General features: G+C 70.9%; 22 protein-coding genes. 7 read left to right on the forward strand and 15 right to left on the reverse strand.

All coding sequences use genetic code 11. The features are described from left to right. Positions 1-13 precede the first annotated feature (13 nt). The 6 genes from ACVMLK_RS00730 to def form a co-directional block, all read right to left on the reverse strand. The gene (locus ACVMLK_RS00730) at positions 14-1,681 is read right to left on the reverse strand and encodes a carboxylesterase/lipase family protein (protein WP_457485323.1); all 1,668 of its coding nucleotides are present in this window, start codon (positions 1,679-1,681) and stop codon (positions 14-16) included. 84 nt (positions 1,682-1,765) lie between these two features. Continuing rightward, positions 1,766-2,845 (reverse strand): OmpA family protein, encoded by a 1,080-nt coding sequence (locus tag ACVMLK_RS00735; RefSeq protein WP_457485324.1) that lies wholly within the window; start codon positions 2,843-2,845, stop codon positions 1,766-1,768. A 176-nt stretch (positions 2,846-3,021) separates the two neighbouring features. Beyond that, the gene (locus tag ACVMLK_RS00740) at positions 3,022-4,155 is read right to left on the reverse strand and encodes a 5-(carboxyamino)imidazole ribonucleotide synthase (RefSeq protein ID WP_457485325.1); all 1,134 of its coding nucleotides are present in this window, start codon (positions 4,153-4,155) and stop codon (positions 3,022-3,024) included. Continuing rightward, a complete protein-coding gene (gene purE, locus ACVMLK_RS00745; protein ID WP_198364980.1) occupies positions 4,152-4,607 on the reverse strand; it encodes a 5-(carboxyamino)imidazole ribonucleotide mutase in 456 nt (151 codons plus the stop codon). Before purE ends, ACVMLK_RS00740 begins: the two co-directional genes overlap by 4 nt. 140 nt (positions 4,608-4,747) lie before the next feature. Further along, positions 4,748-5,323: a COQ9 family protein gene (locus tag ACVMLK_RS00750; protein WP_422921480.1), complete on the reverse strand. Its 576-nt coding sequence runs from the start codon at positions 5,321-5,323 to the stop codon at positions 4,748-4,750. Then, on the reverse strand, positions 5,320-5,856 hold the full coding sequence (gene def / locus ACVMLK_RS00755; protein WP_198364443.1) for a peptide deformylase: 537 nt from the start codon (positions 5,854-5,856) through the stop codon (positions 5,320-5,322). The genes ACVMLK_RS00750 and def overlap by 4 nt, the downstream gene beginning before the upstream one ends. 212 nt (positions 5,857-6,068) lie before the next feature. Between def and rpsU the strand changes: the two genes are divergently transcribed. The 3 genes from rpsU to ACVMLK_RS00770 all read left to right on the forward strand — a co-directional run bounded on the left by rpsU (position 6,069) and on the right by ACVMLK_RS00770 (position 10,828). Then, the gene (rpsU, locus tag ACVMLK_RS00760; protein WP_007006360.1) at positions 6,069-6,272 is read left to right on the forward strand and encodes a 30S ribosomal protein S21; all 204 of its coding nucleotides are present in this window, start codon (positions 6,069-6,071) and stop codon (positions 6,270-6,272) included. Positions 6,273-6,536: 264 nt separating this feature from the next. Continuing rightward, entirely contained in the window at positions 6,537-7,676 is a 1,140-nt protein-coding gene (locus tag ACVMLK_RS00765) for an efflux RND transporter periplasmic adaptor subunit (protein WP_198364979.1), read from the forward strand. Between the two features lie 62 nt (positions 7,677-7,738). Continuing rightward, positions 7,739-10,828, forward strand: a complete 3,090-nt coding sequence (locus ACVMLK_RS00770; RefSeq protein ID WP_198364442.1) for an efflux RND transporter permease subunit — start codon at positions 7,739-7,741, stop codon at positions 10,826-10,828. A gap of 9 nt (positions 10,829-10,837) precedes the next feature. Here ACVMLK_RS00770 and ACVMLK_RS00775 read toward each other — a convergent pair whose 3' ends face one another. The 6 genes from ACVMLK_RS00775 to ACVMLK_RS00800 all read right to left on the reverse strand — a co-directional run bounded on the left by ACVMLK_RS00775 (position 10,838) and on the right by ACVMLK_RS00800 (position 16,866). After that, positions 10,838-12,037 carry an acyltransferase family protein gene (locus ACVMLK_RS00775; RefSeq protein ID WP_198364441.1) on the reverse strand — a complete coding sequence of 400 codons (1,200 nt, stop codon included), beginning with the start codon at positions 12,035-12,037 and terminating at the stop codon, positions 10,838-10,840. Between the two features lie 178 nt (positions 12,038-12,215). Next, positions 12,216-13,628 (reverse strand): MFS transporter, encoded by a 1,413-nt coding sequence (locus ACVMLK_RS00780; RefSeq protein WP_457485326.1) that lies wholly within the window; start codon positions 13,626-13,628, stop codon positions 12,216-12,218. A 77-nt stretch (positions 13,629-13,705) separates the two neighbouring features. Continuing rightward, positions 13,706-15,409, reverse strand: coding sequence for an urease subunit alpha (ureC, locus tag ACVMLK_RS00785; protein ID WP_198364440.1), 1,704 nt, complete (start codon positions 15,407-15,409; stop codon positions 13,706-13,708). 1 nt (position 15,410) lies between these two features. Next, positions 15,411-15,722: an urease subunit beta gene (locus ACVMLK_RS00790; protein WP_422921483.1), complete on the reverse strand. Its 312-nt coding sequence runs from the start codon at positions 15,720-15,722 to the stop codon at positions 15,411-15,413. Positions 15,723-15,732: 10 nt separating this feature from the next. Further along, complete coding sequence (gene ureA, locus ACVMLK_RS00795) at positions 15,733-16,035, reverse strand: urease subunit gamma (protein ID WP_198364438.1); 303 nt, start codon at positions 16,033-16,035, stop codon at positions 15,733-15,735. Between the two features lie 30 nt (positions 16,036-16,065). After that, entirely contained in the window at positions 16,066-16,866 is an 801-nt protein-coding gene (locus ACVMLK_RS00800; RefSeq protein WP_457485327.1) for an urease accessory protein UreD, read from the reverse strand. A gap of 396 nt (positions 16,867-17,262) precedes the next feature. On the opposite strand from ACVMLK_RS00800, the gene ACVMLK_RS00805 reads away from it, so the two are divergent. From ACVMLK_RS00805 to ACVMLK_RS00815, 3 genes are read left to right on the forward strand one after another with little or no spacing between them, the layout of a single operon-like run. Then, positions 17,263-17,769 carry an urease accessory protein UreE gene (locus tag ACVMLK_RS00805; RefSeq protein WP_198364436.1) on the forward strand — a complete coding sequence of 169 codons (507 nt, stop codon included), beginning with the start codon at positions 17,263-17,265 and terminating at the stop codon, positions 17,767-17,769. Between the two features lie 24 nt (positions 17,770-17,793). Next, a complete protein-coding gene (ureG, locus tag ACVMLK_RS00810; protein ID WP_457485328.1) occupies positions 17,794-18,441 on the forward strand; it encodes an urease accessory protein UreG in 648 nt (215 codons plus the stop codon). A gap of 48 nt (positions 18,442-18,489) precedes the next feature. Next, on the forward strand, positions 18,490-19,140 hold the full coding sequence (locus ACVMLK_RS00815; protein WP_457485329.1) for an urease accessory protein UreF: 651 nt from the start codon (positions 18,490-18,492) through the stop codon (positions 19,138-19,140). A 22-nt stretch (positions 19,141-19,162) separates the two neighbouring features. On the opposite strand, the gene ACVMLK_RS00820 is transcribed toward ACVMLK_RS00815, so the two are convergent. From ACVMLK_RS00820 to ACVMLK_RS00830, 3 genes are all read right to left on the reverse strand, one after another. After that, on the reverse strand, positions 19,163-21,283 hold the full coding sequence (locus ACVMLK_RS00820) for an HWE histidine kinase domain-containing protein (RefSeq protein WP_198364433.1): 2,121 nt from the start codon (positions 21,281-21,283) through the stop codon (positions 19,163-19,165). Positions 21,284-21,540: 257 nt separating this feature from the next. After that, the gene (locus ACVMLK_RS00825) at positions 21,541-23,067 is read right to left on the reverse strand and encodes an MBOAT family O-acyltransferase (RefSeq protein WP_457485330.1); all 1,527 of its coding nucleotides are present in this window, start codon (positions 23,065-23,067) and stop codon (positions 21,541-21,543) included. A gap of 4 nt (positions 23,068-23,071) precedes the next feature. After that, on the reverse strand, positions 23,072-24,100 hold the full coding sequence (locus ACVMLK_RS00830; protein WP_457485331.1) for a hypothetical protein: 1,029 nt from the start codon (positions 24,098-24,100) through the stop codon (positions 23,072-23,074). Between the two features lie 742 nt (positions 24,101-24,842). On the opposite strand from ACVMLK_RS00830, the gene ACVMLK_RS00835 reads away from it, so the two are divergent. After that, the coding region (locus tag ACVMLK_RS00835) for a hypothetical protein (protein WP_457485332.1) at positions 24,843-25,597 on the forward strand (755 nt) is incomplete at its 3' end.

Here is a 25,597-nt window from a genome sequence, read left to right on the forward strand (position 1 = left end):
CGGGAGCCCGGACCTAGAGGCCCAGGGCCTCCCAGACGCCGCAGCGGTGCGTCTGCCAGAGATCCGGCCCGATCAGCCCGATGCCGGCCGGCCGAAGCGCCAGGGTGGTGTCCTCATCCTCCCGATAGGGGGGCCAGGCCGGCAGGTCACCGCCATTGGGGTCGCCGCTCCGGGCGAACCGCCCCCAGGCCGCCTGCATCCTCTCCGCCAGGGCGTGCTGCGCGGGCGAGAACTCCGATGGATCGGCCAGGATCCAGCGGGTCCGGAAGATGAAGGGGATCTCCGAGGCGTGATACGCCCCGAGCGGCGGCAGGAAGGGCAGGGCCGGGAGGCTGGAGACCGGGCTGGGATCGGCGAACTGATAGGCACGCAGTGGCAGGCGGGCCGCCAGCAGGCGGTTCAGGCGCAAGGCCGGGCAGGCGAATATGCCGTCCGTCACCAACTGGGCGAAGGCGAGCGCCGGCCCGCCCGAGGGTGACGAAGGGTAGGCCCGCAGCGCCGCCACGGCGCGGTCGCCGAGCAGGCGGGTCACGGCGGCCTCGTAGCTGGCCTCGGTGAAAAGCGCGCCGGTCATTCGATACAAGGCGGCGAAGAGCCGGCCCTCATCCCGCGTGGTGCCGTTGATGACGGGGGGGCCATGGAAGTCCGGCCGGGCGAAGGCCTCGCCGGGTGCGAGGGGCAACACGGCATCGCCGTGCGCCGGCCCCCAACTGCTGACCCCCAGCATGCCAGGCGTGCGCGCCGCCGCCGCCGCCAACTCCGCCGCCGGCTTGCGGCGCAGGCAGGCCACGCCCGCCTCGCCCTCGCCGCACCCCAGCTCCCGCGCCAGGGCCGCGCCGGCGGCTTCGGCGCGGGCCAGGGGAACGGTCGAGATCGGCAGGGTGCAGACGCCGCTCTGCAGGATGACGCGGTGGAAGAGCCCGGCGGCACCGGGCGAGGCCATCTGGAAGCAGGCGCTCCAGCTTCCGGCGGATTCGCCGAAGAGCGTGACATTTCCCGGATCGCCGCCGAAGCCGGCGATGTTGTCGCGAACCCAGCGGAGCGCCGCCTGCTGGTCCAGCAGCCCGGCATTGGCCGTGCCGTTCTCCCCACGCAGCCCGGGATGCGCCAGGAAGCCCAGCGTGCCGAGCCGGTAATTGGGCGCCACGACGATAACCCGCTGCGCCTGGGCCAGGTGGCTTGGATCGTATTGCCTGTTGCTGCCCAGCACCAGCCCGCCGCCATAGAGCCAGACCATGACCGGCAGGCGGTCGCCGGGCCGAGCGGAGGCGGGGGCGTAGACATTGAGGTTCAGACAGTCCTCATCGCCCCGGATCAGCCATCGCGAGGAGCCGCCCCGCTGATAGGCCGGGCTGTAGTTCTCCAGGCAACCGGGGCCGAGCTGCGTCGCGTCGCGCTCCGCCGTCCAGGGCTCGGCCGGACCGGGTGCGCGCCAGCGCCGCTCTCCGGTGGGCGGGGCGGCGAAGGGAATGCCGAGGTAGGCCTGCCCCTCCGGGGTGGCGACGCCGCGCACGGGTCCCTGCCGGGTCGGGACCACATGGGGCCGGGCGTCGGCGGCCTGGGTGAGATGAGGCACGGCGGCCGGGTCCGGACCGCAGGCGGCGAGCAGCAGCAGGCCGGCCAGGCCGGCCAGGCGGCCCCGGATGAGGGCACGGGGTCCGGCGGAAGGACGCGAAGGCATGCCTCGCCTTTATCCGGAGAGGGCGCATGAAAAAAGGGAAGCGCCGCGTGGCGCTTCCCTCCAGCTCCGATCGAAGCGTGCTGCTTAGCGCAGCACGATCTCGACGCGGCGGTTCTGCGGCTCGCGCACGCCATCGGCGGTCGGCACCAGCGGACGGCTCTCGCCGAAGGCCTCGACCATGATGGAGGAGCGGTTCACGCCCAGGCGGACCAGCTCGGCCGCCACGGCGTCGGCGCGACGCTGCGACAGGCGCTGGTTGTACTGCGGCGAGCCCGAGCGGTCGGCGTGGCCGGCCACCTCGATGCGGGTGCTCTGCACGCGGCCGGCGTTCTGCGCTGCCTCGGCGATGATCTGGCGGGCGCGCTCCGTCAGGTTGTACCGATCCCAGTCGAAGAAGACGAGATAGGTGCGGGCCGGGGCCGGGGCGGCGGCGGGAGCCGGAGCGACCGGAACCGGGGCCGGCGGGACCGGCTGGTTGAAGGCGTAGCGCAGGCCGACGAAGACCGAGTGGTTGTAGTTGTCGACCTTGGCGTCGCGGTTGCTGGTCACGGCGCCCGCGGTGTTGCGGGTCACGGTGCTCAGCTCGGGGCGCAGCGTGCCGAGGAAGCGGTACTCGGCGGTCAGCGCCAGGCCGGGAACGGCGGCGATCGGGAAGGCCGCGCCGGCGATGCCCTGATAGGCGAACTGACCCTCGTTGTCGTCGGTCGTCACGCTGGACAGACCCGGGCCGCGGCTGCGGACGGTGTCGTAATCGGTCCAGGCATAACCCACGCCACCGCCGACATAGGGAACGACCGGCAGGCCGAGGTTGAAGTCATACAGCACGTTGGCCATCGCGCCGTAGGTGCGGGCGGTGCCGCCGATCCGGGGCAGGGTCGTGCTGCCGAGCGTCAGCTTGCCGACGTCGTTCTGACGGTAGTTGCCCTCGATCTCGGCGCGCAGGCCGTTGCCGAAGCCGTAACCGATGCTCAGAACACCGCCGAAGCCCTCGTCGAACTCCGCCTTCAGGTCCTGGGCGACGCCGCCGGTCCCGATATCCGTGTCCTGCAGATGGTTCCAGCCAGCACCCGCACCGATGTAAACACCCGTGACCGGCGTCTGCGCCTGAGCCGCGAGCGGCAGCGCCAGAACGGTCGCCGCCAGAAGCGCCTTCTTGAGGCTCATTAGAAATCTCCTCGATCCACCAGAGGCATGCTCGCTGCGCGCATCCGCGAAGAAGTCCTTCGAGTCCGGCGCCGCGTGACCATGACTTAGCATCACCTTGAGCGCTGCACAGCGGGTTGCAACCAGATTGCAGCCACATGTGTCCTTCAAGACACAGTACCCCTGGGGCTTTTTGGTCACAGCCGCGCGAGCAGCTTCCCCTCATCCTGCGCGGACAGGCTGCCGCGTGGCAGGAGGCAATTGGCGTGGCCCATCTTCCGGCCGGCCCGGGCGGCCTGCTTTCCATAGAGATGTACGGAAACGTCAGGCTGCGGCAGCAGCGCGGGCAGCCGGGCCATGCCTTCGGGCCCGATCAGATTGCGCATCACCGCATCCGAATGCCGTTCGGCGCTGCCGAGTGGCATTCCTGCAACAGCCCGGATGTGTTGATGGAACTGCCCGGCCTGGCAGGCATCCATGGTCCAATGCCCGGAATTGTGCGGCCGGGGCGCGATCTCGTTGCCCAGTAGCCGGCCGTCCGGCAGCAGGAAGAACTCGACCGCCAGCACGCCCACCAGCTCCAGCGCCGCGGCCACCTCCGCGACATGGCGCCGGGCCTGTCCGGCCACCGCCTCCGGCACCCGGGCCGGTGCGAAGGAGAGGTCCAGGATGTGGTGGCTGTGGCGATTCTCCACCGCGTCATAGACGGCGACGCTCCCGTCCAGACCACGCGCCGCCACGGCGGAGATCTCCTGGGTGAAGGGGACGAAGGCCTCCAGGATCAGCGGCCTGGGCTCGAGCCGCGCGAAGGCCTCCGCCGCCTCCTCCGGCCGGCGGAGCACGGCCTGTCCGCGCCCGTCATAGCCGAGCCGCGTGGTCTTCAGCACGGCCGGCAGGCCGATCTCGGCCACCGCCGCCTCCAGCCCGGCGAGGTCGTGCACCGCGCGCCAGGGCGCCACCGGCACGCCGGCCCGCTCCAGGAAGGCCTTCTCCTGCAGCCGGTCCTGGCAGACGGCGAGCGCCTTCCGGCCCGGGCGGCAGGGCACTCGCGGCGCCAGGATCTCCAGCGTGCGGGCGGGCACGTTCTCGAACTCGAAGGTCACGACATCGACGGCGGCGGCGAAGGCGGCCAGAGCCTCCGGGTCCTCGTAGTCCGCCACGGTGCGGGCAGCCGCGACCTGCATGCCGGGCGAATCGGCGTCCGGCGCATAGACGTGGCAGCGATAGCCCAGCTCGGCGGCGGCCAGCGCCGACATGCGGCCAAGCTGCCCGCCGCCCAGGATGCCGATGGTGCTGTTGGGGGGCAGCGGCGTGGCCGGGGCGCCGCTCATGCCGGCTCCTCCACCACGGCGGCGGTCTGCTCCGCCCGCCAGGCCTCCAGCCGCTCCGCCAGCCCGGCATCGGTGGTGGCCAGCATGGCGGCGGCCAGCAGCGCGGCGTTGACGGCACCGGCGCGGCCGATGGCGAGCGTGCCCACCGGAATGCCGGCCGGCATCTGGACGATGGAGAGCAGGCTGTCCATGCCCTTCAGGGCGTGGCTCTCGACCGGCACGCCGAGCACGGGCAGCCGGGTCATGGCGGCGGCCATGCCGGGGAGGTGCGCGGCGCCCCCCGCGCCCGCGATGATGACGCGCAGGCCGCGTTCGGCGGCGGTGGCGGCATAGTCGTAGAGGCGCTGCGGCGTGCGGTGCGCCGAGACCACGCGGCACTCATGCGCGATGCCGAGGCGCGTCAGCGTCTCGTCGGCATGGCGCATGGTCTCCCAGTCCGAACGGCTGCCCATGATGATGCCGACAAGCGGCGCGGAAGGAGTATCGGTCACGTGGGGGGATCCCGCGGCAAGGTGGATCAAAGGCGGGGCTGTGCCGCGCGCGCCGCCCGATGTCCACCGCTTTCCGCTCGACCCCGCCCCGCGCCTCCGGCTCACGCCGGCTTGCGGCGCTTCTGCATCCGCGCCAACCCGGCCAGGCGGCGGTCCAGGAAGGCGAGCGTCGCCTCGGGGTCGGGGTCCTGCAGCCAGAAGGTCAGGGTGGCGGCATAGATCCCGGCCAGGGTGGCGCGGCGGGTGTAGAAGGAGAGGTCCGTGGAGGCGTCCCCGGCCGCCTGCCAGACGGCATCGACGGTGCGGGCGGTGATGCGGCTGGCGGCGCCGAGGTTCCAGGGCAGGGCCAGCAGCGCCAGGGCACGGCGCACCGCCTCCTTGTGCGGGGCCTGCTGGCGCAGCCGGATCGCCAGCAGGGTGCGGATGCGCTGCGGAATGCGCATCCCCTCCACCCCCGCCTCGGCGCCGGCCGCCGCCATGTCGCGGTCGGCCAGATCGGCCCAGGCCTCCACCATGCCGACCGGCCCCTCGGGGAACAGCCAGGCCGCCGCCTCGGCCTCCTGCCCCGCATCCCGCAGGGCCACCCGGAGCGCGGCCTCGTTCCAGCCGAGACGCGGCACCTGCGGCAACAGAAGGCGGAGCGCGGCGTCCCGCTCGGCGCTGCGGTGCAGGCTCATCGTGCCGGCCCGGCCATGGCGGGCGCCGCCTCGGCCTGCTGCCGGACGGCGGCGCGGGCCAGCTCGTCGGTGAAGCCGAACAGCGCCATGTCGCTCATGCGGGAGGGGTAGAGGATGCCGTTCAGGTGGTCGAACTCATGCTGCATCACCCGCGCCAGCAGGCCCTCCGCCTCGCCCTCCACCGTCCGCCCCTCGATGTCGAGGCCGCGGAACGCGACCTTCCCGGCGCGCTCCACATTGCCGCGCAGGCCGGGGATCGACAGGCAACCCTCCCAACCGCTCTGATCGGGCGGGCCGAGCAGCTCGATCTCCGGGTTGATCAGGGCGGCGACATTCTCGCCGTTGCGCCAGACGAAGAGACGGAGCGGCTCGTGCACCTGGGGCGCCGCCAGGCCGAGGCCCGAGGCGTCCAGCATGGTCTCCGCCATGTCGCGCACCAGGCGGCCGATCTCCGGCGCGGTGGGGTCCGGCACGGGCTCCGCGACCTGCAGCAGGACGGGATGTCCCATGCGGGCGATCTTCAGGATGGCCATGCGTCCTCTCCTCGGCTGGGGCCCGCCTAGAATTGGGGCGCCGGACGACTCCGGGAAGGGGCTTTCATTCCCGCGCGGAGACATGCTAAGGGGCTCGCCACCTTGCAGGAAGGCGCCGGCATGACCGGCGCTTCGTGCGTTTCGCATCCGCAAACCTGGTCGGCCAGAATCCTGGTTGCCGGGCCCTGACCAGAAAGAGGAGACCGCACAGCGTGCAGGTCGTCGTTCGGGATAACAATATCGACCAGGCCCTCAAGGCCCTGAAGAAGAAGCTGCAGCGCGAAGGCGTCTTTCGCGAGATGAAGCTGCGCCGCCACTACGAGAAGCCCTCCGAGCGCCGCGCCCGCGAGGCCGCCGAGGCCGTTCGCCGCGCCCGCAAGGTGGAGCGCAAGCGCCTGGAGCGCGAAGGCTTCTGAGCCTTCCCCGTCCGCCGGATCATCCCGGTCCCGGACGGAACAAGCGGATCTGTCGTGACCGTGGGGTGGGCCGAGAGGCCTTCCAGCCCGCGGTTTTCGGCTTTTGTCCGCTTGTCAGGTCAGGTTGCGGCAGGCTGCACGACGTTTAATGTAACGCCGTGTAACGGTGGCTATGCTGCCCTCCGACAACACTTTATGGCGATAGCCATGAAGGCATCGCGGTCGCCCAGCCCTGCGCCGGCTCTTCCCGCCGGCGTGCCCCTCATGCTGCCCTGGCGGCGCCGTGGGGCACTTCGCCATGTCCTGGCGGCACTCGCCCTCGGGGTGGCGGCCGTATCGCCCGCCGCCGCCCAGGCCCCCGCCATCCCCGTCCTCGTCAGCCCGGTCGAGCGGGGCCCGATCCCGCTGGAGATCGCCGCCAACGGCAATGTGGTCGCCGAGGCGACGGTGACGGTGCGCAGCCGCGTCGAGGGGCAGATCCGTCAGGTGCATGTCGCCGAGGGGCAGCGGGTGAAGGAGGGGGATGTGCTCTTCACCCTCGACTCGCGCATGACCGAGGCGCTGCTGGCGCAGCAGGAAGCGCAGCTCGCCCGGGACAAGGCCCTGGCGGTCCGCGCCCGCGCCGATGCCAGCCGCTACAGCGCCCTGCGCGGCGAGGGCTTCGCCGCCGTGCAGCGCTACGAGCAGGCCCAGGCGGACGCCGCCAGCGCCGAGGCCACGGTGAAGGCCGGGGAGGCGCTGATTGCCCAGACGCGCATCACCCTCGGCTACGCCACCATCCGCGCCCAGATCGACGGCCGCCTCGGCGCCCTGCCGATCACCGAGGGCAACCTGGTCCGCCAGGGCGACAGCGCGACGCTCGCCACCATCACCCAGACCGACCCGATCCAGGTGCAGTTCGCCGTGCCGGAACGCTGGTTGCCCGAGATCCGCACGGCGATGCGCGAGGGCGGCCCGCCCCGCGTCACCGCGCATCCGCCGGGCGACAGCCACCCGCCCGTCGAGGGCGCGCTGCATTTTGTGGACAGCCAGGTGGACACCGCCTCCGGCACGGTGCAGCTCAAGGCCCGCTTCGCCAATCCGGACGACGCCCTCTGGCCCGGCCAGTACGTCAACGTGGTGCTGGTGCCGCGCGTCGAGCCGGACGCGCTGTCGATCCCGGTGCAGGCGGTGCTGACCGGCAGCCAGGGCGGGCGTTATGTCTATGTCGTCGATGCCGGGAGCCAGGCGCACCGCCGCCCGATCGAGCTGCAACGCGTGGTCGCGGGGCGCGCCGTGGTGAAGGCCGAGTTGCAGGCCGGCGACCGGGTGGTGACCGACGGCGCGCAACTGCTCTCCGACGGCGCCCGGGTCGCGGTGCGCGGCGCGCCGCAGGCGGCCCGGACGCCGGCCGGCCCGAGCTGAGCCGCCAGTTGAGATGACCGCCCGCCTGCCCTGACCCGCCGCCTGGCCGAGGAACCGCCCCGATGCACCTGTCCGAGCTCTGCATCCGCCGCCCGGTGATGACCTTCCTGCTGGCCGTGGCGGCGGTGGTGGCCGGGGCGGTGGCCTATTTCCAGCTTCCCGTGGCCGCCATGCCGCGGGTCGATTTCCCGGTCATCTCGGTCAGCGCCCAGCTTCCCGGCGCCAGCCCGGAGACCATGGCGAATTCCGTCGCGCTGCCGCTGGAGCGGGAGTTCTCGACCATCGCGGGCATCGACCAGATGTCCTCGACCAGCGGCCAGGGCACCACCTCGATCACCCTGCAATTCGTGCTCGGGCGGGACATCGACGCCGCGGCGCTCGATGTGCAGTCGGCCATCTCCCGGGCCCAGCGCCGCCTGCCGCAGGAGATGACCAACCCGCCCAGCTTCCGCAAATCCAACCCTGCGGACGCGCCGGTGGTGCTGCTGAACCTGCGCGGCGGCGACGTGCCGCTCTACCGGCTGAACGAGGTGGCGGCGGTGCTGATCTCCCCCGCCCTCTCGCGCATCCCCGGCGTGGCGCAGGTGCTGACCTATGGCGAGCAGAAATACGCCGTGCGCGTGCAGCTCGACCCGGACCGGCTGGCGGCGCTCGGCCTGGGCTTCGACGAGGCGCAGCGGGCCATCGCCGCCGCCAACACCAACACGCCGGTCGGCGCGCTGAACGGCCCGCGCCAGCAGCTCACCCTGCGCGCCAACGATCAGTTGCAGAATGCCGAGGAATTCGGGCGCCTCGTCATCGGCGGCCGGCCCAATGCGCCGATCCGGGTGCAGGACGTGGCGCGCGTCGAGGATGGCGTCGAGAACAACCGGGTCGCTTCCTGGATCAACGGCGCGCGCGGCCTGACGCTCGCCGTGCAGCGCCAGCCGGACGCCAATACGGTCGATGTGGTGGACGGGGTGAAGGCCGCCCTGCCCGGCCTGCAGGCCGCGCTGCCGCCCGGCGCCGAGCTTTCCGTCATGCTCGACCGCTCGGTCTCAATCCGCGAGGCGGTGCATGACGTGCAGCACCACCTGATGATCGCCGTCGGCCTCGTCGTGATGGTCATCTTCCTCTTCCTGCGCCGGGTCTCGGCCACGCTGATCCCGGGCATCGCCGTGCCGATCTCGCTGGCCGGCACCTTCGGGCTGATGCACGCGCTGGGCTATGGCATCGACAACATCACCCTGCTCGGCCTGACGCTCGCCGTCGGCCTGGTGGTGGACGACGCCATCGTCATGCTGGAGGCCATCGTCCGCCATATCGAGGAGGGGATGCATCCGCTGGCCGCCGCCATCCGCGGCGCGCGCGAGATCGGCTTCACCATCATCTCGATCACCCTCTCGCTGATCGCCGTCTTCATCCCGATCCTGCTGATGGGCGGCGTGGTCGGGCGGGTGTTCAACGCCTTCGCCGCCACCGTCTCGCTCGCCGTCATCGTCTCCTGCATCGTCTCCCTGACCCTGACGCCGCTGATGGCCAGCCGCCTGCCGGCGCATGGCCGGCCCTCGCGCTTCGAGGCGGTGCTGGAGCGCGGGTTCCAGGGGGTGGAGCGCGGCTATGCCTGGCTGCTGGACCGCTCGTTGCGCTTCCGCCCGGCCGTCTGGCTGGTCTTCCTGGCCTCCATCGGCGCCTCGGTCTGGCTCGCCGTGGCTATCCCGAAGGGCTTCTTCCCGATCGAGGATACGGGGCTGCTCAGCGTCAACACCGAGGGTCCGCAGGATGTCTCCTTCGACGACATGGCCGCGCGGCAGCAGCGGCTGGTGGAGATCGTCCGCGCCCATCCGGCGGTGGAGCGGGTCAATTCCGTGGTCGGTATCGGCGGCACCGCCTATTCGCTGAACCAGGGCCGCATGTTCGTCCAGCTCAAGCCGCGCGCGGAGCGGGCGCCGATCGGCCGGATCATCCAGGAGCTGCGGCGCCAGACCACCGCCGTGCCGGGCACCAAGGCCTTCATCAACCCGATCCAGAACATCAACTTCGGCGCCCGCGCCTCCCGCACCCTCTACCAGTACACGCTCCAGGGCCTGCGGGCCGATGAGCTCTACGACTGGTCCGAGCGGCTGCAGGCGGCCATGCAGGGCCTGCCGGAGCTGCAGGACGTGAACACCGACCTGCAGCTCGCCGCGCCCATCCTGTCCGTCAATGTGGACCGCGACCGCGCCGCCTCGGTCGGCGTCACCGTCGATCAGGTGCGGCAGGCGCTCTACTCGGCCTATGGCGCGCGGCAGATCAGCACCATCTTCGGCGCCTCGGACAGCTATGCGGTGATCCTCGAGGCCCTGCCGCGCGACCAGCGGGACGAGAGCGGCCTGTCCAAGATCTATCTGCGCAGCAGCTCGGGCCGGCTGGTGCCGCTGGATGGCATCGCCCGGCTGGAGCGGCGCGTCGGCCCCCTCACCGTCGCCCATCAGGGTCAGCTTCCGGCGGTGACCATCGGCTTCAACACGGCGCCGGGCGTGGCGCTGGGCCAGGCCACGGATGCCATCGCCGCGCTGGAGCGGCAGGCGGGCCTGCCGCCCACCATCGTCACCGGCTATGCCGGCACGGCGCAGATCTTCCAGCAGGCCCTGGCCGGCCAGGGAATGCTGCTGCTGGCCGCGGTGCTGATCATGTATGTGGTGCTGGGCGTGCTCTATGAGAGTCTGGTCCACCCGCTGACCATCCTCTCCGGCCTGCCGCCGGCGGCGCTGGGCGCGCTGGCCACGCTCTGGCTCTTTGGGCTCGACCTCTCGGTCATCGCCGTCATCGGCGTGCTGCTGCTGATCGGGCTGGTGAAGAAGAACGCCATCATGGTGGTCGATGTGGCGCTCGCCCGCCTGAAGGCGGGGGACGACCCGCTGACCGCCGTGCGCGAGGCCAGCATCATCCGCTTCCGCCCGATCATGATGACCACCCTCGCCGCCGCTGCCGGCGCGGTGCCGATCGCCGCCGGCTGGGGCGCCGCGGCCGAGCTCCGCCAGCCGCTGGGCCTCGCCGTGGTGGGCGGGCTCGCCGTCTCCCAGGCGCTCACCCTGTTCGTGACGCCGGTGCTCTTCCTGGCCTTCGAGGGCGTGGCGCGGCGCTTCTCGCGCGGCCCGGGCACCGCCCCCAGCGCCGCGCCGGCGGAATAGAGCGCCGCCTCAGGCGCGGCCAGCGCCGCTCCCGGCCAGAACGGCAGAGGCCGGGGATGGCCGGAGCGGCGTGCCGTTGAACAGGAAGGTCAGCAGCGGGCTCAGGGCGACCAGGCGATAGACCAGATAGGAGCCCAGGCCCGTGAGCAGGACGATGATCAGGATCTCCAGCTCCGCCGGCAGCGGCACGGCGAGAAAGAGCACGGACAGCCAGAGCACGAAGACGACGTGGACCAGGTACATGGTCATGGCGGCATCCACCATGAGCCGCGTGAAGCCGGTCGGCCGGTCGAGCCAGCGCCGGGCCGCCGAGAGCAGGACATGCGAGAAGAGGATGCCGACCACCGGCATCAGGAGATAGGTCAGGGCCTTGTTCAGGGTGCCCTCCTCGCTCTGCACCGCCGCCATGGCGATGGCCGCGAGGAAGGCCAGCACCCAGACGGCCGGCTTCGGCCGGCGGAAGCCCTCGAGCCAGGCCGGCCGCAGAACCAGCAGGGCGCCGGTCAGGAACATCAGCCCGTTGGCCACGAAGTCGGCGGGAACGAAGATGCCGCCGATCAGGTAGCTCGCCTCCACCAGGCTGGCCGCCGTGGCGACGGCGAGCGTCGTCAGCCCCGCCGCCGCCAGGGCGATCCAGGCCAGGGCCGGGCGGCGAGCCAGCCCCTCGCCCAGCAAGGCCGCGCCCCGCTCCATCCGCTCGACCCCGATCAGGCCGCAAAGCCCGGCGAAGAGGCCGCAATAGAGCAGCAGGTAGATCAGGAACCAGAGATGCACCGTCCAGGTAGAGGAGATCTGGCGCAGCTCCGCCAGCAGGCCGGGGGCGATGTTCTCCATGCCGCCCAGCGAGGCGGCGCTGGCCATGACCATCAGCGGGCTGATCAGCACCAGGGAGGTGGCGAGCGGGATGCCGATGCGCCGCAGCCGACCCGCGAGCCAGGGGCCGCTGCCCCGCCGCCGGATCAGCAGCATGGCGAAGAGGCCGGCGATCAGGAAGAAGGCGGGCATGCGGAAGGTATGGCTGAACTGGAGCCACCAGGTCATGACCTGGGACCGATCCGGCGAGGCGACGATCCAGGTGGCATGCGCCGCGTAGACCAGGCCGACATGGTAGGGAATGCCGGCCAGCATGAGGATGGCCCGCAGCTGGTCGAGGTCATGCCAGCGCTGTCGGACGACGCTTCCCGCAGCGGTCTCTGGCCTCTGGTTCATGCTGCCATCCATCCTGCGATGCCTTCCGGACTATGCCCCCGGTCCCGCGTGACGCGGAGGTCGACGGCACCTTAGCAAGGTCGGAGACGTCGCAGTTTGCGTTTATTGTCACAATTGGCGTGACAAAGGCATGAAACGGTCTGGACGCCGCTTCATCTGCCCGTCATGGCGGCCTGGCTCAGCGCCGGCGGCCCTCGACGATGCCCTCCCCCGCATCGCGCGGCAGGCCGGCCGCCAGGGGCGCTGCCAGCAGGGTCAGCAGGGCCGCGGTCAGGAACCCCGCCGTGAAATCGGGCATCGCCACCGCGCTCCGGCCGCTCAGGGCCACGCTGGCCTGCAGCACCGCGGAGGCGAGCGCCACGCCCAGTGCCAGCGGCAGCTGCTGGGCGGTGCTGTAGAGGCTGGTCGCCGCCGAGAGCTTCTCCTGCGGCACCTCGGCATAGGCCAAAGTGTTCAGCGTGGTGAAATGCAGGCTGCGGAACAGCCCGCCCAGCAGCAGTACCGCGAAGACCGCCGCCATGGGCCAGCCGGGGCGGAAGGCCGCGCAGGCCGCGATGCTGAGCGCCGTCAGCACGGCGTTCCAGATCAGCACGCCGCGGAAGCCGAAGGCGCGCAGCGCGAACCGGGCCATGGGCTTCATGGCGAAGGCGCCGAGCGCGGTGGCGAAGCTCACCATGCCGCTCTGCGCCGCGCTGGCGCCGAAGCCGAGTTGCAGCGCCAGCGGCACCAGGAGGGGCACCGCCCCGGCCCCGATGCGGAACACCGTGCCGGCCAGGTTCGGCACCCGGAAGCTCGGGATCGACAACAGGCTGAAATCGAGTGCCGGATGGGGCGCGCGCAGGCAGTGGCGCACCGCCAGCAGGCTCACCAGCAGGCCGAGGCCCAGCATCACTTCGGCCAGCAGCGGCGGCACCAGGCCGCGGCCCAACGTCTCGAAGGCGAACATCAGCAGCGCCAGGGCGAGGCCCACCAGGGTCAGGCCCCGCAGATCGGGCGGCGGCGGCAGACTGGCCGGCAGGGCGGGGATGACGCGCCAGACCAGCAGCAGGCCCAGCAGCCCGACCGGCACGTTGATCCAGAAGACGGCGCGCCAGGAGATCAGGTCGGTCAGCAGGCCGCCGACGGGCGGGCCCAGCAGCGGGCCGAGCAGGCCGGGCATGGTCAGCCAGGTGGTGACCGAGAGCAGCTCCTCCTTGCGGACCCGGCGCAGCAGCAGCAGGCGCCCGACCGGCACCATCATCGCCCCGCCCAGGCCCTGCAGCACGCGCGCCGCCACCAGCTCCGCCAGCCCGCCCGACAGGCCGCAGAAGGCCGAGGCCAGGGTGAAGGTGGCGATGGCGGTCATGAAGACCTGCTTGGCGCCGAAGCGGTCGGCCACCCAGCCACTCAGCGGGATGAAGACGGTCAGCGCCACCAGATAGGAGGTGATGGCGACGCCCATCACCAGGGGGTCCTCCCCCATGGAGCGGGCCATGGCCGGCAGCGCCGTGGCCACCACGGTGCTGTCGAGGTTCTGCATGAACAGGGCGCTGGCGACGATGGCCGCCATCAGCCGGGGATCGGGGGTCTTGGAGTCGTCGGGAACGGGCACGCGGACAGGCTAGCCGTTTCATCCCGTCCTGGAAGGAGGCGGGGCGGGCCGCCGGCGAGGCCCGCCGGCGCCATCCCTCAGAACAGGAAGTAGCGTTGCGCCATGGGCAGCACATCGGCCGGCTCGCAGGTGATCGGCGCCCCGTCCACGCGCACCTGGTAGGTCTGCGGATCGACCTCGATCCGGGGCGTGAGGTTGTTGTGGATCATGTCCTTCTTGCGGATGCCACGGATGCCCTTCACGGCCACCAGCTGCTTCCGAAGCTTCAGCAGGCCGCCGATGTCGCCCTCGAGCGCCGCCTGGGAGACGAAAGTCACTCCCGTGCTCGCCCGCGCGCGGCCCAGCATCCCGTACATTGGCCGGTAATGGACGGGCTGCGGCGTCGAGATCGAGGCGTTCGGGTCGCCCATCGGCGCCATGGCGATCATGCCGCCCAGGATGACCAGCGAGGGCTTGACGCCGAAGAAGGCCGACTTCCACAGCACGAGATCGGCGCGCTTGCCGACCTCGACCGAGCCGATCTCATGGGCGAAGCCATGGGTGATGGCGGGGTTGATGGTGTACTTGGCGACGTAGCGCTTGCAGCGGAAATTGTCGTTGCGCGCGCTGTCCTCGGGCAGGGGCCCGCGCTGGACCTTCATCTTGTGCGCCGTCTGCCAGCAGCGCAGCGTCGTCTCGCCGATGCGCCCCATGGCCTGCGAATCCGACGACATCATCGAGAAGGCGCCGAGATCGTGCAGGATGTCCTCCGCCGCGATCGTCTCCTTGCGGATGCGCGATTCCGCGAAGGCGACATCCTCCGGGACTTCCGGATTGAGGTGATGACAGACCATCAGCATGTCGAGATGTTCGTCGATGGTATTGATCGTGTAGGGCCGCGTCGGATTGGTCGAGGAGGGCAGGATGTTCTCCTGGCCCGCGGCGGTGATGATGTCCGGCGCATGGCCGCCGCCCGCGCCTTCCGTGTGGAAGGAATGGATGGAGCGGCCCTTCATCGCCGCGAAGGTGTTGGCGACGAAGCCGCTCTCGTTCAGCGTGTCGGTGTGCAGCGCGACCTGGACATCCATCTCCTCGGCAACGCTCAGGCAGTTGTCGATCGCGGCGGGAGTCGTGCCCCAGTCCTCGTGCAGCTTGAGGCCGATGACCCCGGCGCGGACCTGTTCGCGCAGCGGTTCCGGCAGGCTGGCATTGCCCTTGCCGAGCAGGCCGACATTGACCGGCAGATCCTCGACCGCCTCGAGCATGCGGTGGATATACCAGGGGCCGGGGGTCACGGTCGTCGCCAGCGTGCCGACGGAGGGGCCGGTGCCGCCGCCCACCAGCGTGGTGGTGCCGCTGGCCAGGGCCTCGTCCGCCTGCTGCGGCGCGATGAAGTGGATATGCGTGTCGATGCCGCCGGCGGTGAGGATCTGGCCCTCGCCGCCGACGACATCCGTGCCCGGCCCGATGACGATGGTGACGCCGGGCTGGATGTCGGGATTGCCCGCCTTGCCGATGCCCGAGATGCGGCCGCCCTTAATGCCGACATCGGCCTTCACGATGCCCCAATGGTCGAGGATGACCACATTGGTGATGACGAGGTCGGCGACCTCGGCGGCATTGCGCTGGCTCTGCCCCATGCCGTCGCGGATCACCTTCCCGCCGCCGAAGGTGACCTCGTCGCCATAGACGGTGTGGTCCCGCTCAATCTCGATCACCAGCTCGGTGTCGGCGAGCCGGATCCGGTCCCCCTTCGTCGGGCCGTAGAGCGATGCATAGGTCTCCCGGGTGATACGGCGCATCTCAGCTCTCCAGCTTTCCCATGATCCTGGCATTGAAGCCGTAGACGGCGCGCTCGCCGGCCAGCGCCACCAGCTCGACCCTGCGGGACTGGCCGGGCTCGAAGCGGACGGCCGTTCCCGCCGGGATGTTCAGGCGGAAGCCGCGCGCCTGGTCGCGGTCGAAGTGGAGCGCCGGGTTGGTCTCGTGGAAATGGTAATGCGAGCCGACCTGGATCGGCCGATCGCCCGAATTCGCCACGTCGATCGAACGCGTCTCACGGCCGGCGTTGATCTCGATCTCGCCGTCCTCGATGAAGAACTCACCCGGGATCATGGCCTGGACCTCATGGAATGGGGCTGTGGACGGTCACCAGCTTGGTTCCGTCGGGAAAGGTCGCCTCGACCTGGACGCTGCCGATCATCTCGGGGACGCCGGGCATGACATCCTCGCGCGTCAGCAGGGTCGCGCCGAAGGACATGAGATCGGCCACCGTGCGGCCTTCCCGCGCGCCCTCCAGGACCGCCGCCGAGATATAGGCGACCGCCTCGGGATAGTTCAGCTTGATGCCGCGTGCCTTCCGTCTCTCCGCCAGCAGGGCCGCCGTGAAAAGCAGGAGCTTGTCTTTCTCGCGCGGAAGAAGTTCCATTGCCTTTGTCCTCTGCTGGGCGACCCGGCCTCAGGTCGACCAGATCCGTGGCTGATGGGCCGCCTTGCCCTGGCACGCCGCCCGCAGGACGTCCCAGGCGCGGGCGAAGAGTGCCTTGCCGTCCGCGACCCTGGTCCCGAGATAGCGGCAGACCACGACCTGATCGACCTGGCTGGCGGAGAAGATCCCGTCGCCATCCCCGCCGATGGCCGCCCGCACGCGCTCCGCGGCATCGTCGACGGTGGCGCCGGCATAGACCATCGTGCCCCAGCTCGGCTTTCCGGCCAGCGCGAAGGCCGCGCCGAGAAGCGGCGACCCGCCCGAGAGGGCGACGCGCTCGAACCAGATGGGCCGGCCATCCCGCATGATCTCGATGCGTTGGGTGAACCGCCCCCTGCCGAAGCCCTCGCCCGCGGCGGGCCTGCCGAGGCACAGGAAGTCCCACCCGACATAGGTGGCGCCGGCGGCAAGCGATATCCGGGTGTCGAGCCGCGCATCGGCGCCGTCGAAGAGGATCGTCTCCTGCGGCAGATACTCGCACACCGCATCGGCCCCGATCTCGAAGCACGCTGACTGCATGGAGACATTGTGCTCACTGCGGTAGAATTTGGTGGCGGCGGGCGTAGTCAACACCACGCGGGCGCCGGCATCAAGGCGGCAGCGCAGGCTCAGCCTGTCACCGCCCGCCACGCCGCCCGGCGGATGCAGGAGATAGACATGGCAGGTGCCGTCACGCTCCGGATGGAACGGGCGTTGCACGGCCAGGGGTCCGACATGGCGCCGGCGCGCCAACCGGGTCCTGTCCGCGATCCGCGCGAACCACAGATCCATCTCCGCCGGCCAGGTGTCCGGCGGGGCGACAGGGCGGGCATGGCCGGCCGGAGCGGCGGGCGGCAGGGGTGTGGCCGGGGATCGGCGTGGTCCCACCGCGACCGGGGGCGGAGTCTCGGCCATTGAACGCAGGGATTCCCAATCGAATCAATCTGATCCTGGCGGCAGTCTGAAGGTCCTCCCGGATGCTTTCAATGGCGAAGTCATCGGCGCGCACCCTGCCCTGGCGGCCGGCCGGTCCCTGGTGTGCGCCCCCGTGTGGCCCCCCCGTGTGGCCCCCCTGGTGCGGCCCCCTGGTGCGGCCCCCTGGTGCGGCCTGGGTCTTTCCGATAGCGTTCGTACGGCCTTCGCCACGGAATCCTGACGCAGCGGAGCCGCGCATGACGGAGAGACGGAATGCTGAAAGCCCTTGCCCTTGTGCGGGCGCCGAAGGCCACTGAGGGCCTCGGGCCGACGCTTGGCCGGGCCGTCCTCGAGCATGACGAACGTCATCTGCGCCGCCGCGTGATCGAGCTGACCGATGGCCGGAAGGTGTTTGTCGACTTCCCCGAAACCGTCGTGCTGGCCGCCGGCGACGTGCTGCCAATCGAGGGCGGCGGCATCGTCGAGATCGCCGCCGCGGTCGAACCGCTCTATGTGATCCGCGGCCGGGATCCCGTGCATCTGACGGAACTCGCCTGGCATATCGGCAACCGCCATCTGGCCGCGGCGATCGGGCCGGACCGGATCGTGATCCTGCGCGATGCCGTCATCCGGGGAATGCTCGAGGGGCTCGGCGCGCAGATCGAGGAGATCCTGGGTGAATTCGATCCATTGCGCGGTGCCTATTCCGGCCACGGCCACGGCCACTCGCATGGCGATGCCGGTCATTCCGCACAGGGCCATGAGGCCGCCGGCGGATAACGCAATCCAGGGATTTTCGTGCTCATGACGTCCAGAAACGGTCCCCTCCGCGTCGGCATCGGCGGCCCCGTGGGCTCGGGAAAGACCACGCTGACGGAGAAGCTGTGCAAGGCGATGCGCGAGACCTATTCCATCGCCGTCGTCACCAACGACATCTACACCAAGGAGGATGCGCTGATCCTGGCCCGCCTGCAGGCGCTGCCCGAGGAGCGCATCATGGGCGTCGAGACCGGCGGCTGTCCGCACACCGCGATCCGCGAGGATGCCTCGATCAACCTGCAGGCCATCGCCGAGATGCGGCGGAAGATCCCGGATCTCGACATCATCTTCATCGAATCCGGCGGAGACAATCTGGCGGCGACGTTCTCGCCCGATCTCGCCGACCTGACGCTCTACGTCATTTCCGTCTGCCAGGGGGAGGAGATTCCCCGGAAGGGCGGCCCCGGCATCACCCGCTCCGACTTCCTCGTCATCAACAAGAGCGATCTCGCGCCCTATGTGAACGTCGATCTCTCGGTGATGCGCGCCGATGCCGGGCGGATGCGGGGCTCACGGCCCTTCGGCTTCACGGACCTTTCCCGGGGCCAGGGGCTCGAGGAGGTCATCGGCTTCATCACCGAGTTCGGGGGACTGGCGGCATACCGGCGGAAGGCGGACCCGGCGAGGGTCTGAGCCATGGCGGACGGTCCCGCCCTGCCCGGTCCTCCCTCAACCGTGCCCTTGCATCTGCTGCGCCTGGTCAGCCAGGGCCTGCCCATCGGCGGCTTCTCCTACTCCCGCGGCCTCGAGGCGGCGGTCTCCGCCGGCTGGGTGTCCGATGAGCAGGCGGCGCGTGACTGGATCCTCGGAACGCTCCGGGCCAATGTCGCGCAGCTCGATGGCGCGCTGTTCTGGCGCATGGCCACGGCCCTGGAGGCGGATGACCAGGAGGGCTTCGGATCGGCGAATGCCTGGCTCATGGCCGCGCGCGAGAGCCGCGAGTTCCGGCTCGAGGACCGGCGGCTGGGCGAGGCGCTGCTCCGCCTCCTGGACGATCTCGAGGTTCCCGCCGCACAGCGGTACCGGGACCAGGCGCTGACCTATCCGGCCGCCTTCGCCCTGGCCGCCCACCACTGGCGCATCGCCCCGGCCTCGGCCCTCCGGGGCCTTCTCTGGGTCTACGCCGAGGGCCAGGTCATGGCCGCCATCCGGCTGGTTCCGCTCGGCCATACGGCGGGCCAGCGCATCCTGATCGGGGCCGTCGAGGCGATCGAGCAGGCGGCGGGGAGAGCCCAGTCCGTCAGCGACGACGAGATCGGCACCCTGTCGCCGGCTCTGGCGATGGCGAGCGCGTGGCACGAAACGCAGTACAGCCGCCTGTTCCAGTCCTGACCCGACTAGGCCCGGCGCCGCGCTAAGCCACCTGCGCCAGCACGGCGACACGGCGCAAGGGTGCCTGCAGCTCGCAGACGAGGCCGGAGGCGTGCCATTGCCAGCGCACCGCGCCCGTCAGCTGGTCCCGCAGCGTGGCCGTGATCAGCCGGGCGCCGAAGCCGCGCCGGGCCGGCGGGCCGGCCACCGCGGGGCCGTTGCTCTCGCTCCAGCGCAGGCGCAGCAGCCCGGCGGCCTCGTCCACTTCCCAGCACAGGGACAGGGCGCCGCCGGCGACGGAGAGCGCGCCATAGCGCGCCGCATTGGCCGCCAGCTCATGGATCACCATCGACATCGGCTGTGTCGCCTCGGGCGTCAGCGTGACCCGCGGCCCGACCAGCTCGACCGAGAAGGCCGGGACACCGTCTCCCAGGCGCGTCAGGAGGAAGGGCTTGACCTCCCCTTCGACCAGGGCGCGCAGGTCGGCGCCGTTCCAGTTGGCGTCGGCCAGCCGGGTCTGCGCCCGGGCCATGGCGGCGACCCGGCCCTCCACCGCCCGGACGAAGGCGTCGGTATTCTCCGCCTGGGTCAGGCGCAGCGTCGCCTGCACCACGGCCAGCACGTTCTTGGCGCGGTGATCCACCTCGGCGGCCAGCAGGCGCTGCCGTTCGGACGCGGCGCGGGCTTCGGTCACGTCGTCGAAGGTGCAGGCGGCGAGCATGTCGCGGCCGCTGCCGGCGCGAACCGGCGCCGCGCTCATCTCCAGGGTGAGCAGCCGCCCGTCGGCATGGCGGTAGTACATGGTCTCGCGCACCACGCTCTCGCCCAGCCGCACGGCGCGGGCCAGGGGATAGTCCTCCGCCTCGTAGGAGGAGCCATCCTCGTGCAGGCCGCCGATGGCGCCGTAGCGCTGCAGGTCTTGGATGCTCGTCAACTCGCGCTGCAGGATGGCCGTCGCGCGGGCGTTCTGGAAGATGATGGGCCCTTCCGGCATCTGGGCCAGCATCACGCCCACCGGCATCTGTTCCAGCACGGCGCTCAGGCGAGCCTGGCTCTCGGTCAGCTCCTGCTCGCGGCGGCGGAGGCTCGCCAGGAGATCGCGCAGGGCCTCCGACAGCGCGTCGGCCTCATGGATCATGCCCCCCGCCGGCAGGGGCGTGGCGGGATCGTCACGCAGGCGCCGCGCCGCCCGCGACAGGGCCCTCAGCGGCGCGGTGATCAGCGCCGACAGCAGCCAGCCCAGCAGCGCCGCGCCGACGGCCGCGAGCAGGGCCCAGAGCAGCGCGTCATGCCGCAGCGCCGCCACCGGGGAGAGAGGCAGGGCGGCGTCGCGCATCACCACGACGCGCCAGCCAAGCCCCAGGAAGTCACGATGGCCCTGGGTCGGAGCGACACCGATGAGGCGGCTTCCGTCCAGGGACAGCCAGGCGTCGGCCCGGGCCGAGAGCAGCCGCGACGGGGCTTCCGGCTCGACCTCGCCCAGGCCGCGCCGGCGCGCCTCCGGCGGACCGATCACCACCCTGCCGGATTCATCGGCGATCAGGGCGTGAATGCCAGGGTGCTCCCCGGACAGCGGCGTCAGGACGTTCCGCTGCACCTCCATTGCCCATTCGGAATAGAGATGCCCGGCGACGACACCGATCAGGCGCCCATCGGGGCCGTGCACCGGCGCGGCGAGGTCGATGAAGCGGGCGGGATCGTCGGCCGGCCGGCCCAGCAGCGGCGACATCAGCCGGGCGTCGTGCACATCGCCCACGAAGGGCCCCTCGCGGCCCTGGCGGAAATAGGCGCGCCGGGAGACATCCACGCCCTCGAGCAGGCCGCTGCCGGTCGCCAGGACCTGCCCCTCGGTCGAGATGAGCATCAGGATGGCGTAGTCGGGCCAGGCGGCCTGCATGTCGCGCAGCACCTGCCGCCGGGCGGCGAGCGGCGCGCTGGGGTCGCGCATCAGGCCCAGCGAGGCCAGGAAGACCATGTCGCGGCGGCGCTCGTAGAGGCCCTGGTCCAGCAGTTCCGCGATGCGCCCGGCGGCCCCAGCGAACTCCGCCAGGATGCTCTCCCGCAATCGCCACTCCGCCGATCGGCCGAGGGCCAAGCCGATCAGCAGGGCGACGGTCAGTCCGACGAGGCCGAAGCCTCCGGTCAGCAGGGACCGGAGGCTCACGCGGAAGCGCGGCCGCCCTGAAGGCCGGGGAGGCAGGACCGGTGCGGCACGGGGCGGTTGCTCTGGCAGGCGTGCTTCCTCGGGGAATTCTCCCCCTTAGATTGCGATATCCTCCAGAGACTCTACTTAGAAGGGCAAGTGCCACCTACTCAATTTCGTGAGATGGGCAAGCCTGTTTCTGCGGCAAAGCTTTCCGAAAGTGAGCAATACAATCGTGGATTGTATTGCCGATCGTTCCGTCATGAACTTATCCTGGTTCAGAACTGGAAATAAACGAATTCCTTCACCTCGGCCATCAGCGCCAGGGCCAGGAGGAAGGCGGCCGCCGTGGCGAAGGCCGTGGCGAAGCGGGGCCGGAACCTCAGCCATGGCCAGCGTGGGGCTTCCGCCGGATCGGCGGCACGGCCGTCGATCATCTGCTGCGAGTTCGGCAGCAGGGCGATGATCAGTAGCGCCGCGACCAGGGTGGACAGCGCCACCGCCTGATTGAGCAGCGCCATGCCGCCGATCTGCGCCGCCACGGCGCGCGGCCCTTGACTGAACAGGGTCTGGATCAGCGCCGCCGTCTCCGGCATCGCGAGACCGTTCACCCCGACCATGCCGCCCAGGACGGCGAAGGCGCGGCTCATGTCCGGAGCGGCGAAGAAGACCCAGGCCAGCAGCACGGCGCCGAGCGTCAGCAGCCGGGCCGCGGCCGGCGGCAGGGCGCGCGCCCGGCCCGCCTTCACGGCGCCCGCCCAGGCATGGTTGATCAGCAGATAAAGGCCGTGCAGCCCGCCCCAGACCACGAAGGCCCAACCCGCGCCGTGCCAGAGTCCGCCCAGCAGCATGGTCGCCATCAGGTTCATGCTGCGCCGGCCGCCGCCATGGCGATTGCCGCCGAGCGGGATGTAGAGATAGTCGCGCAGGAAGCGCGACAGGGTCATGTGCCAGCGCCGCCAGAAGTCGATGATCGAGGCCGACCTGTAGGGCGAGTTGAAGTTGTAGGGAAAGACGATGCCGAACATCCGCGCCAGGCCGATGGCCATGTCGGAATAGGCGGAGAAGTCGTAGTACAGGCCGACGGAGAAGGCGACGGCACCGATCCAGGCCTCGGCCAGTCCCGGCGCTCCGGCGCCGTTGAAGACCGGCGTGGCGAGGCCTCCGACCGGATCGGCGATCAGCAGCTTCTTGAGCAGTCCCATGGCGAAGAACGCGACGCCGGCGGCGATGTCGGCGGCGCGCGGCCGGTAGATGGCCGGCCGGTGGAACTGCGGGATCAGCTCGTGGTGGTGGACGATGGGCCCCGCGATCAGGTGCGGGAAGAAGGTGACGAACAGGCAGTAGTCGAGGAAGCCGTAGCGCTCCGCCCGCCCGCGCCGCGCGTCCACCACATAGGCGATCTGCAGGAAGGTGTAGAAGGAGATCGCCAGCGGCAGGATGACGGCGCCGAAGGCGAAGTCGAGACCCGTCAGGGCGCCGACATTGTCCAGCACGAAGGCCGCGTACTTGTACCAGGCCAGCAGCGCGACATTGCCGGTGACGCCCGCCGCGGTGAGCCACCAGGCGGCGCGCGGCGCCCGCTCCCGGCGGTCGATGATGGCCAGGCCCAGGGCGTAGTTGAGCAGCATCGAGAGCAGCAGGAGGCCGAGATAGGGAATGCTCCACCAGCCATAGAAGACCAGCGAGGCCGCCAGCAGCCAGAGCCGCGCCGGGCGGGTGGAGGACAGCCGGCCCAGCAGGAAGAAGCCGAGCAGGGTGATGGGCAGGAAGGCCAGGATGAAGATGTGGGAGTTGAACAGCATGGCCCTACTCCCCGCCTGCCAGGGCGGTGCGCGGCCCGGCGGCCATGGCCTCGGCCACGAACTCGGTGAAGGCGGTGTGGTTCGGGTAGAGCAGGTGGACCGGGTCGGCGAAGCGGGCATCCTCCCAGTCCAGCGCGCGGCCGTCGATCAGCAGGCTGTCCGGCCGGTGCAGCGCTCCGGCCACGCGCCGCACCCAGCCCTCCACCAGCCGGTCGTCGGGGTCGAAAGTCTCCGCCCATTCCGGCATGATGGGCGCGACCGCCAGCACCAGGCGGGCGCCACGCGCGGCCACGGTCTCCTCCAGCCCCGTCAGGGCCGGGAAGCAGGCCTCGTCGAAATAGGGCGGTGGCCGCCAGTCATGCGGCCGGCGCAGGATGCTGGAGCCGAAGTCATCCTCCACGGTATCCTCCGGCCGCAGCGGCGGATCGCGCCGCTCCAGCGCCTCGCGCGCCAGGTAGATCGGGCGGAAGCCGGTGAGGTAGGGCAGCCAGCGCGGCACCAGCCCGTCCAGATAGGCATCGGCCAGGGCGGTGTCGAAGAAGGCGCGCTCCGCCACCGGACAGGCCTCGAAATCGCGCGGCGCCACGACCACCAGGACCGTCTCGACCTCGGGCATCCGCTCCAGCAGGAAGCCGGTCATGAAGCCGGTCTGGTCGATATGGAGGTAGCAGGGCGCGGCGTTGTAGGCGCGGTGGCCGGGAAAGCGCCGCTCCAGCACCGCCATGTCGAGGTTGCGCCAGGTCACCGAGGAGCCAATGGCGACCAGCGTGCGGTCCTCGAGCGGGGCCTCGCGCAGCAGGACGAACTTGTCGTCGATGCAATTGGTGGCCGCCAGGGGCGGCGGTGCCAGCAGCCCTTGCGAGGCCAGCGCCATGTGCAGCCCGGCGACCAGCCCCATGCCCCCCAGGAACAGGGCCAGGAAGCTGAGCAGGAAGCGGCGGGCGGCGGCATCGGGCCGGGGCTTGCCGGGGGGCTTGCCGGGGGGCTTGCCAGGGGGCTTGCCAGGGGGAGGACCAGGGGGAAGGTCGGACATGGGCAACCCTTGTCGCGCCACCAGGGGAGGGACGCGGAGAACGTGCGGAAGGGTGGGCGCCGAACAAGGTCCGCGCCTCAGGCTGAATCCCGTCCCGGTGTCAGGGCGAGCCCGCGCCGGGCAGGGCAGGCCGGAGGGCTATGGCGGCGTGAGCATCATGGTCACACCACGCATCTTGCATGGACTGTTCATGACCGAAACTTAACAGGCCCGCAGAGTCGCCACAACGGAAGAAGGCGCCAAAACACTTTCGTGAATATCAAAAAAGATACGATCTGGCCCCTGCGCGACGCGCGCAGCACGGCCAACACGGCAACTTCAGGTAGATAGGATTGCGAAGAATTCTTCCCTGTTCATAACGAAGAAGTGAGGTCATCCCTCGCGAGGCGTGAATACATGGCGATGGAGCAAGAATAACTTGCCGGACCCGGTCTGCCTCGTTCTGAATTTCTGCTTCCGGAAGTCTTTCCGCCAGGCTCCCGCCCCGGCCGTGGACAGGGACCGTTCCGCCCCGGTTCGCCGGATCACCCTGTCCGGGGCATCCATGACTTGACGCGCTGCCTTCCTGTGCGAGGTTCCGGCCATGTCATCGCCTCCGTTTCCGTCCCTTCCCACCGAGGCCGCCCCGGCGCGCGGAAACACCGCGCGCGGAAACGCTGCCCTGGAGGAAGGGCGGCCCGCGGACGCGCCGCCGCCGCTGCTCCGCCAGCCCGCCGGCGAGCGGCCGCCAGCGCGACCGCCGGTGCAGCCCGTGCCGCCCGATGTGGCGCCCGGCTTCGTCGATCCCGCCCTGACGGGCGGCCCGGTGCCGCCGCCCTCGGCCAGCGACAAGCGCCGCGCCATGCTGCGCGACGTCCGGGCCGCCCTGGCCGATCCGGCTCTGCGCGCCGCCTACGAGGCTTTCGTCAAGGCGGCGAGTGACGTCGCGGAGGCGGGCCTGATCTTCGAGATGGTGGAGCGTCGCGGCCGGCCCGGCGAACCGCCCCCGGCCCTGCGCGAGCCGCGCGCCCTGTCGATCGCCGTGGTGCCGGAACCGGCCATCGAGCCGGGCTTCCGCATCGTGGTGCTGATGGGGGTGGGTTTCTGGGAGTTCCTGCCCGGCCGCTTCTACGGCAGCGAGCGGGTGCTCGACGGCACGCGGCTGGCCATGGACACCGGGACCTACCGCTTCTTCGAGAACACGGCCTCGGGCGATGCGGAGATCGTCGGCCATTCGGAGGGCCGCCCGCTGGCCCAGTACCTGCGGGTGGACATCCAGGGGGACGGCCTCTCGAAATCCATCGCCATCAGCAACATGGCCCTCGGCGGCGCCTTTGTCGCGGCCTACCGCAACTATGTCGAGGTGCTGGCGGGCTGCCCCTACCGCAGCCTGCACCCCTACCGCCAGCTCGCCGCGCCGGCGTTGCAGCCGGAGCCCGGCCTGCAGCGCGCGACACCGGCGGAGGTGGCGCCGCAGGCGGCGGCCCTGCCGGCGGCGCCCCGCGCGATGCCGCCGGC

This window comes from Teichococcus aerofrigidensis (assembly GCF_054073225.1).

Bases quoted from the DNA above. Each gene is read 5' to 3' on its own strand.
- ACVMLK_RS00800 (WP_457485327.1), bottom strand. From the start codon at position 16,866: ATGGATCTGTGGTTCGCGCGGATCGCGGACAGGACCCGGTTGGCGCGC.
- ACVMLK_RS00730 (WP_457485323.1), bottom strand. From the start codon at position 1,681: ATGCCTTCGCGTCCTTCCGCCGGACCCCGTGCCCTCATCCGGGGCCGC.
- ACVMLK_RS00790 (WP_422921483.1), bottom strand. From the start codon at position 15,722: ATGATCCCGGGTGAGTTCTTCATCGAGGACGGCGAGATCGAGATCAAC.
- purE (WP_198364980.1), bottom strand. From the start codon at position 4,607: ATGGGCAGCCGTTCGGACTGGGAGACCATGCGCCATGCCGACGAGACG.
- ureA (WP_198364438.1), bottom strand. From the start codon at position 16,035: ATGGAACTTCTTCCGCGCGAGAAAGACAAGCTCCTGCTTTTCACGGCG.
- ACVMLK_RS00735 (WP_457485324.1), bottom strand. From the start codon at position 2,845: ATGAGCCTCAAGAAGGCGCTTCTGGCGGCGACCGTTCTGGCGCTGCCG.
- ACVMLK_RS00765 (WP_198364979.1), top strand. From the start codon at position 6,537: ATGCTGCCCTGGCGGCGCCGTGGGGCACTTCGCCATGTCCTGGCGGCA.
- ACVMLK_RS00830 (WP_457485331.1), bottom strand. From the start codon at position 24,100: ATGTCCGACCTTCCCCCTGGTCCTCCCCCTGGCAAGCCCCCTGGCAAG.
- ACVMLK_RS00775 (WP_198364441.1), bottom strand. From the start codon at position 12,037: ATGAACCAGAGGCCAGAGACCGCTGCGGGAAGCGTCGTCCGACAGCGC.
- def (WP_198364443.1), bottom strand. From the start codon at position 5,856: ATGGCCATCCTGAAGATCGCCCGCATGGGACATCCCGTCCTGCTGCAG.
- ACVMLK_RS00805 (WP_198364436.1), top strand. From the start codon at position 17,263: ATGCTGAAAGCCCTTGCCCTTGTGCGGGCGCCGAAGGCCACTGAGGGC.
- ACVMLK_RS00750 (WP_422921480.1), bottom strand. From the start codon at position 5,323: ATGAGCCTGCACCGCAGCGCCGAGCGGGACGCCGCGCTCCGCCTTCTG.
- ureC (WP_198364440.1), bottom strand. From the start codon at position 15,409: ATGCGCCGTATCACCCGGGAGACCTATGCATCGCTCTACGGCCCGACG.
- ureG (WP_457485328.1), top strand. From the start codon at position 17,794: ATGACGTCCAGAAACGGTCCCCTCCGCGTCGGCATCGGCGGCCCCGTG.
- ACVMLK_RS00740 (WP_457485325.1), bottom strand. From the start codon at position 4,155: ATGAGCGGCGCCCCGGCCACGCCGCTGCCCCCCAACAGCACCATCGGC.
- ACVMLK_RS00825 (WP_457485330.1), bottom strand. From the start codon at position 23,067: ATGCTGTTCAACTCCCACATCTTCATCCTGGCCTTCCTGCCCATCACC.
- ACVMLK_RS00770 (WP_198364442.1), top strand. From the start codon at position 7,739: ATGCACCTGTCCGAGCTCTGCATCCGCCGCCCGGTGATGACCTTCCTG.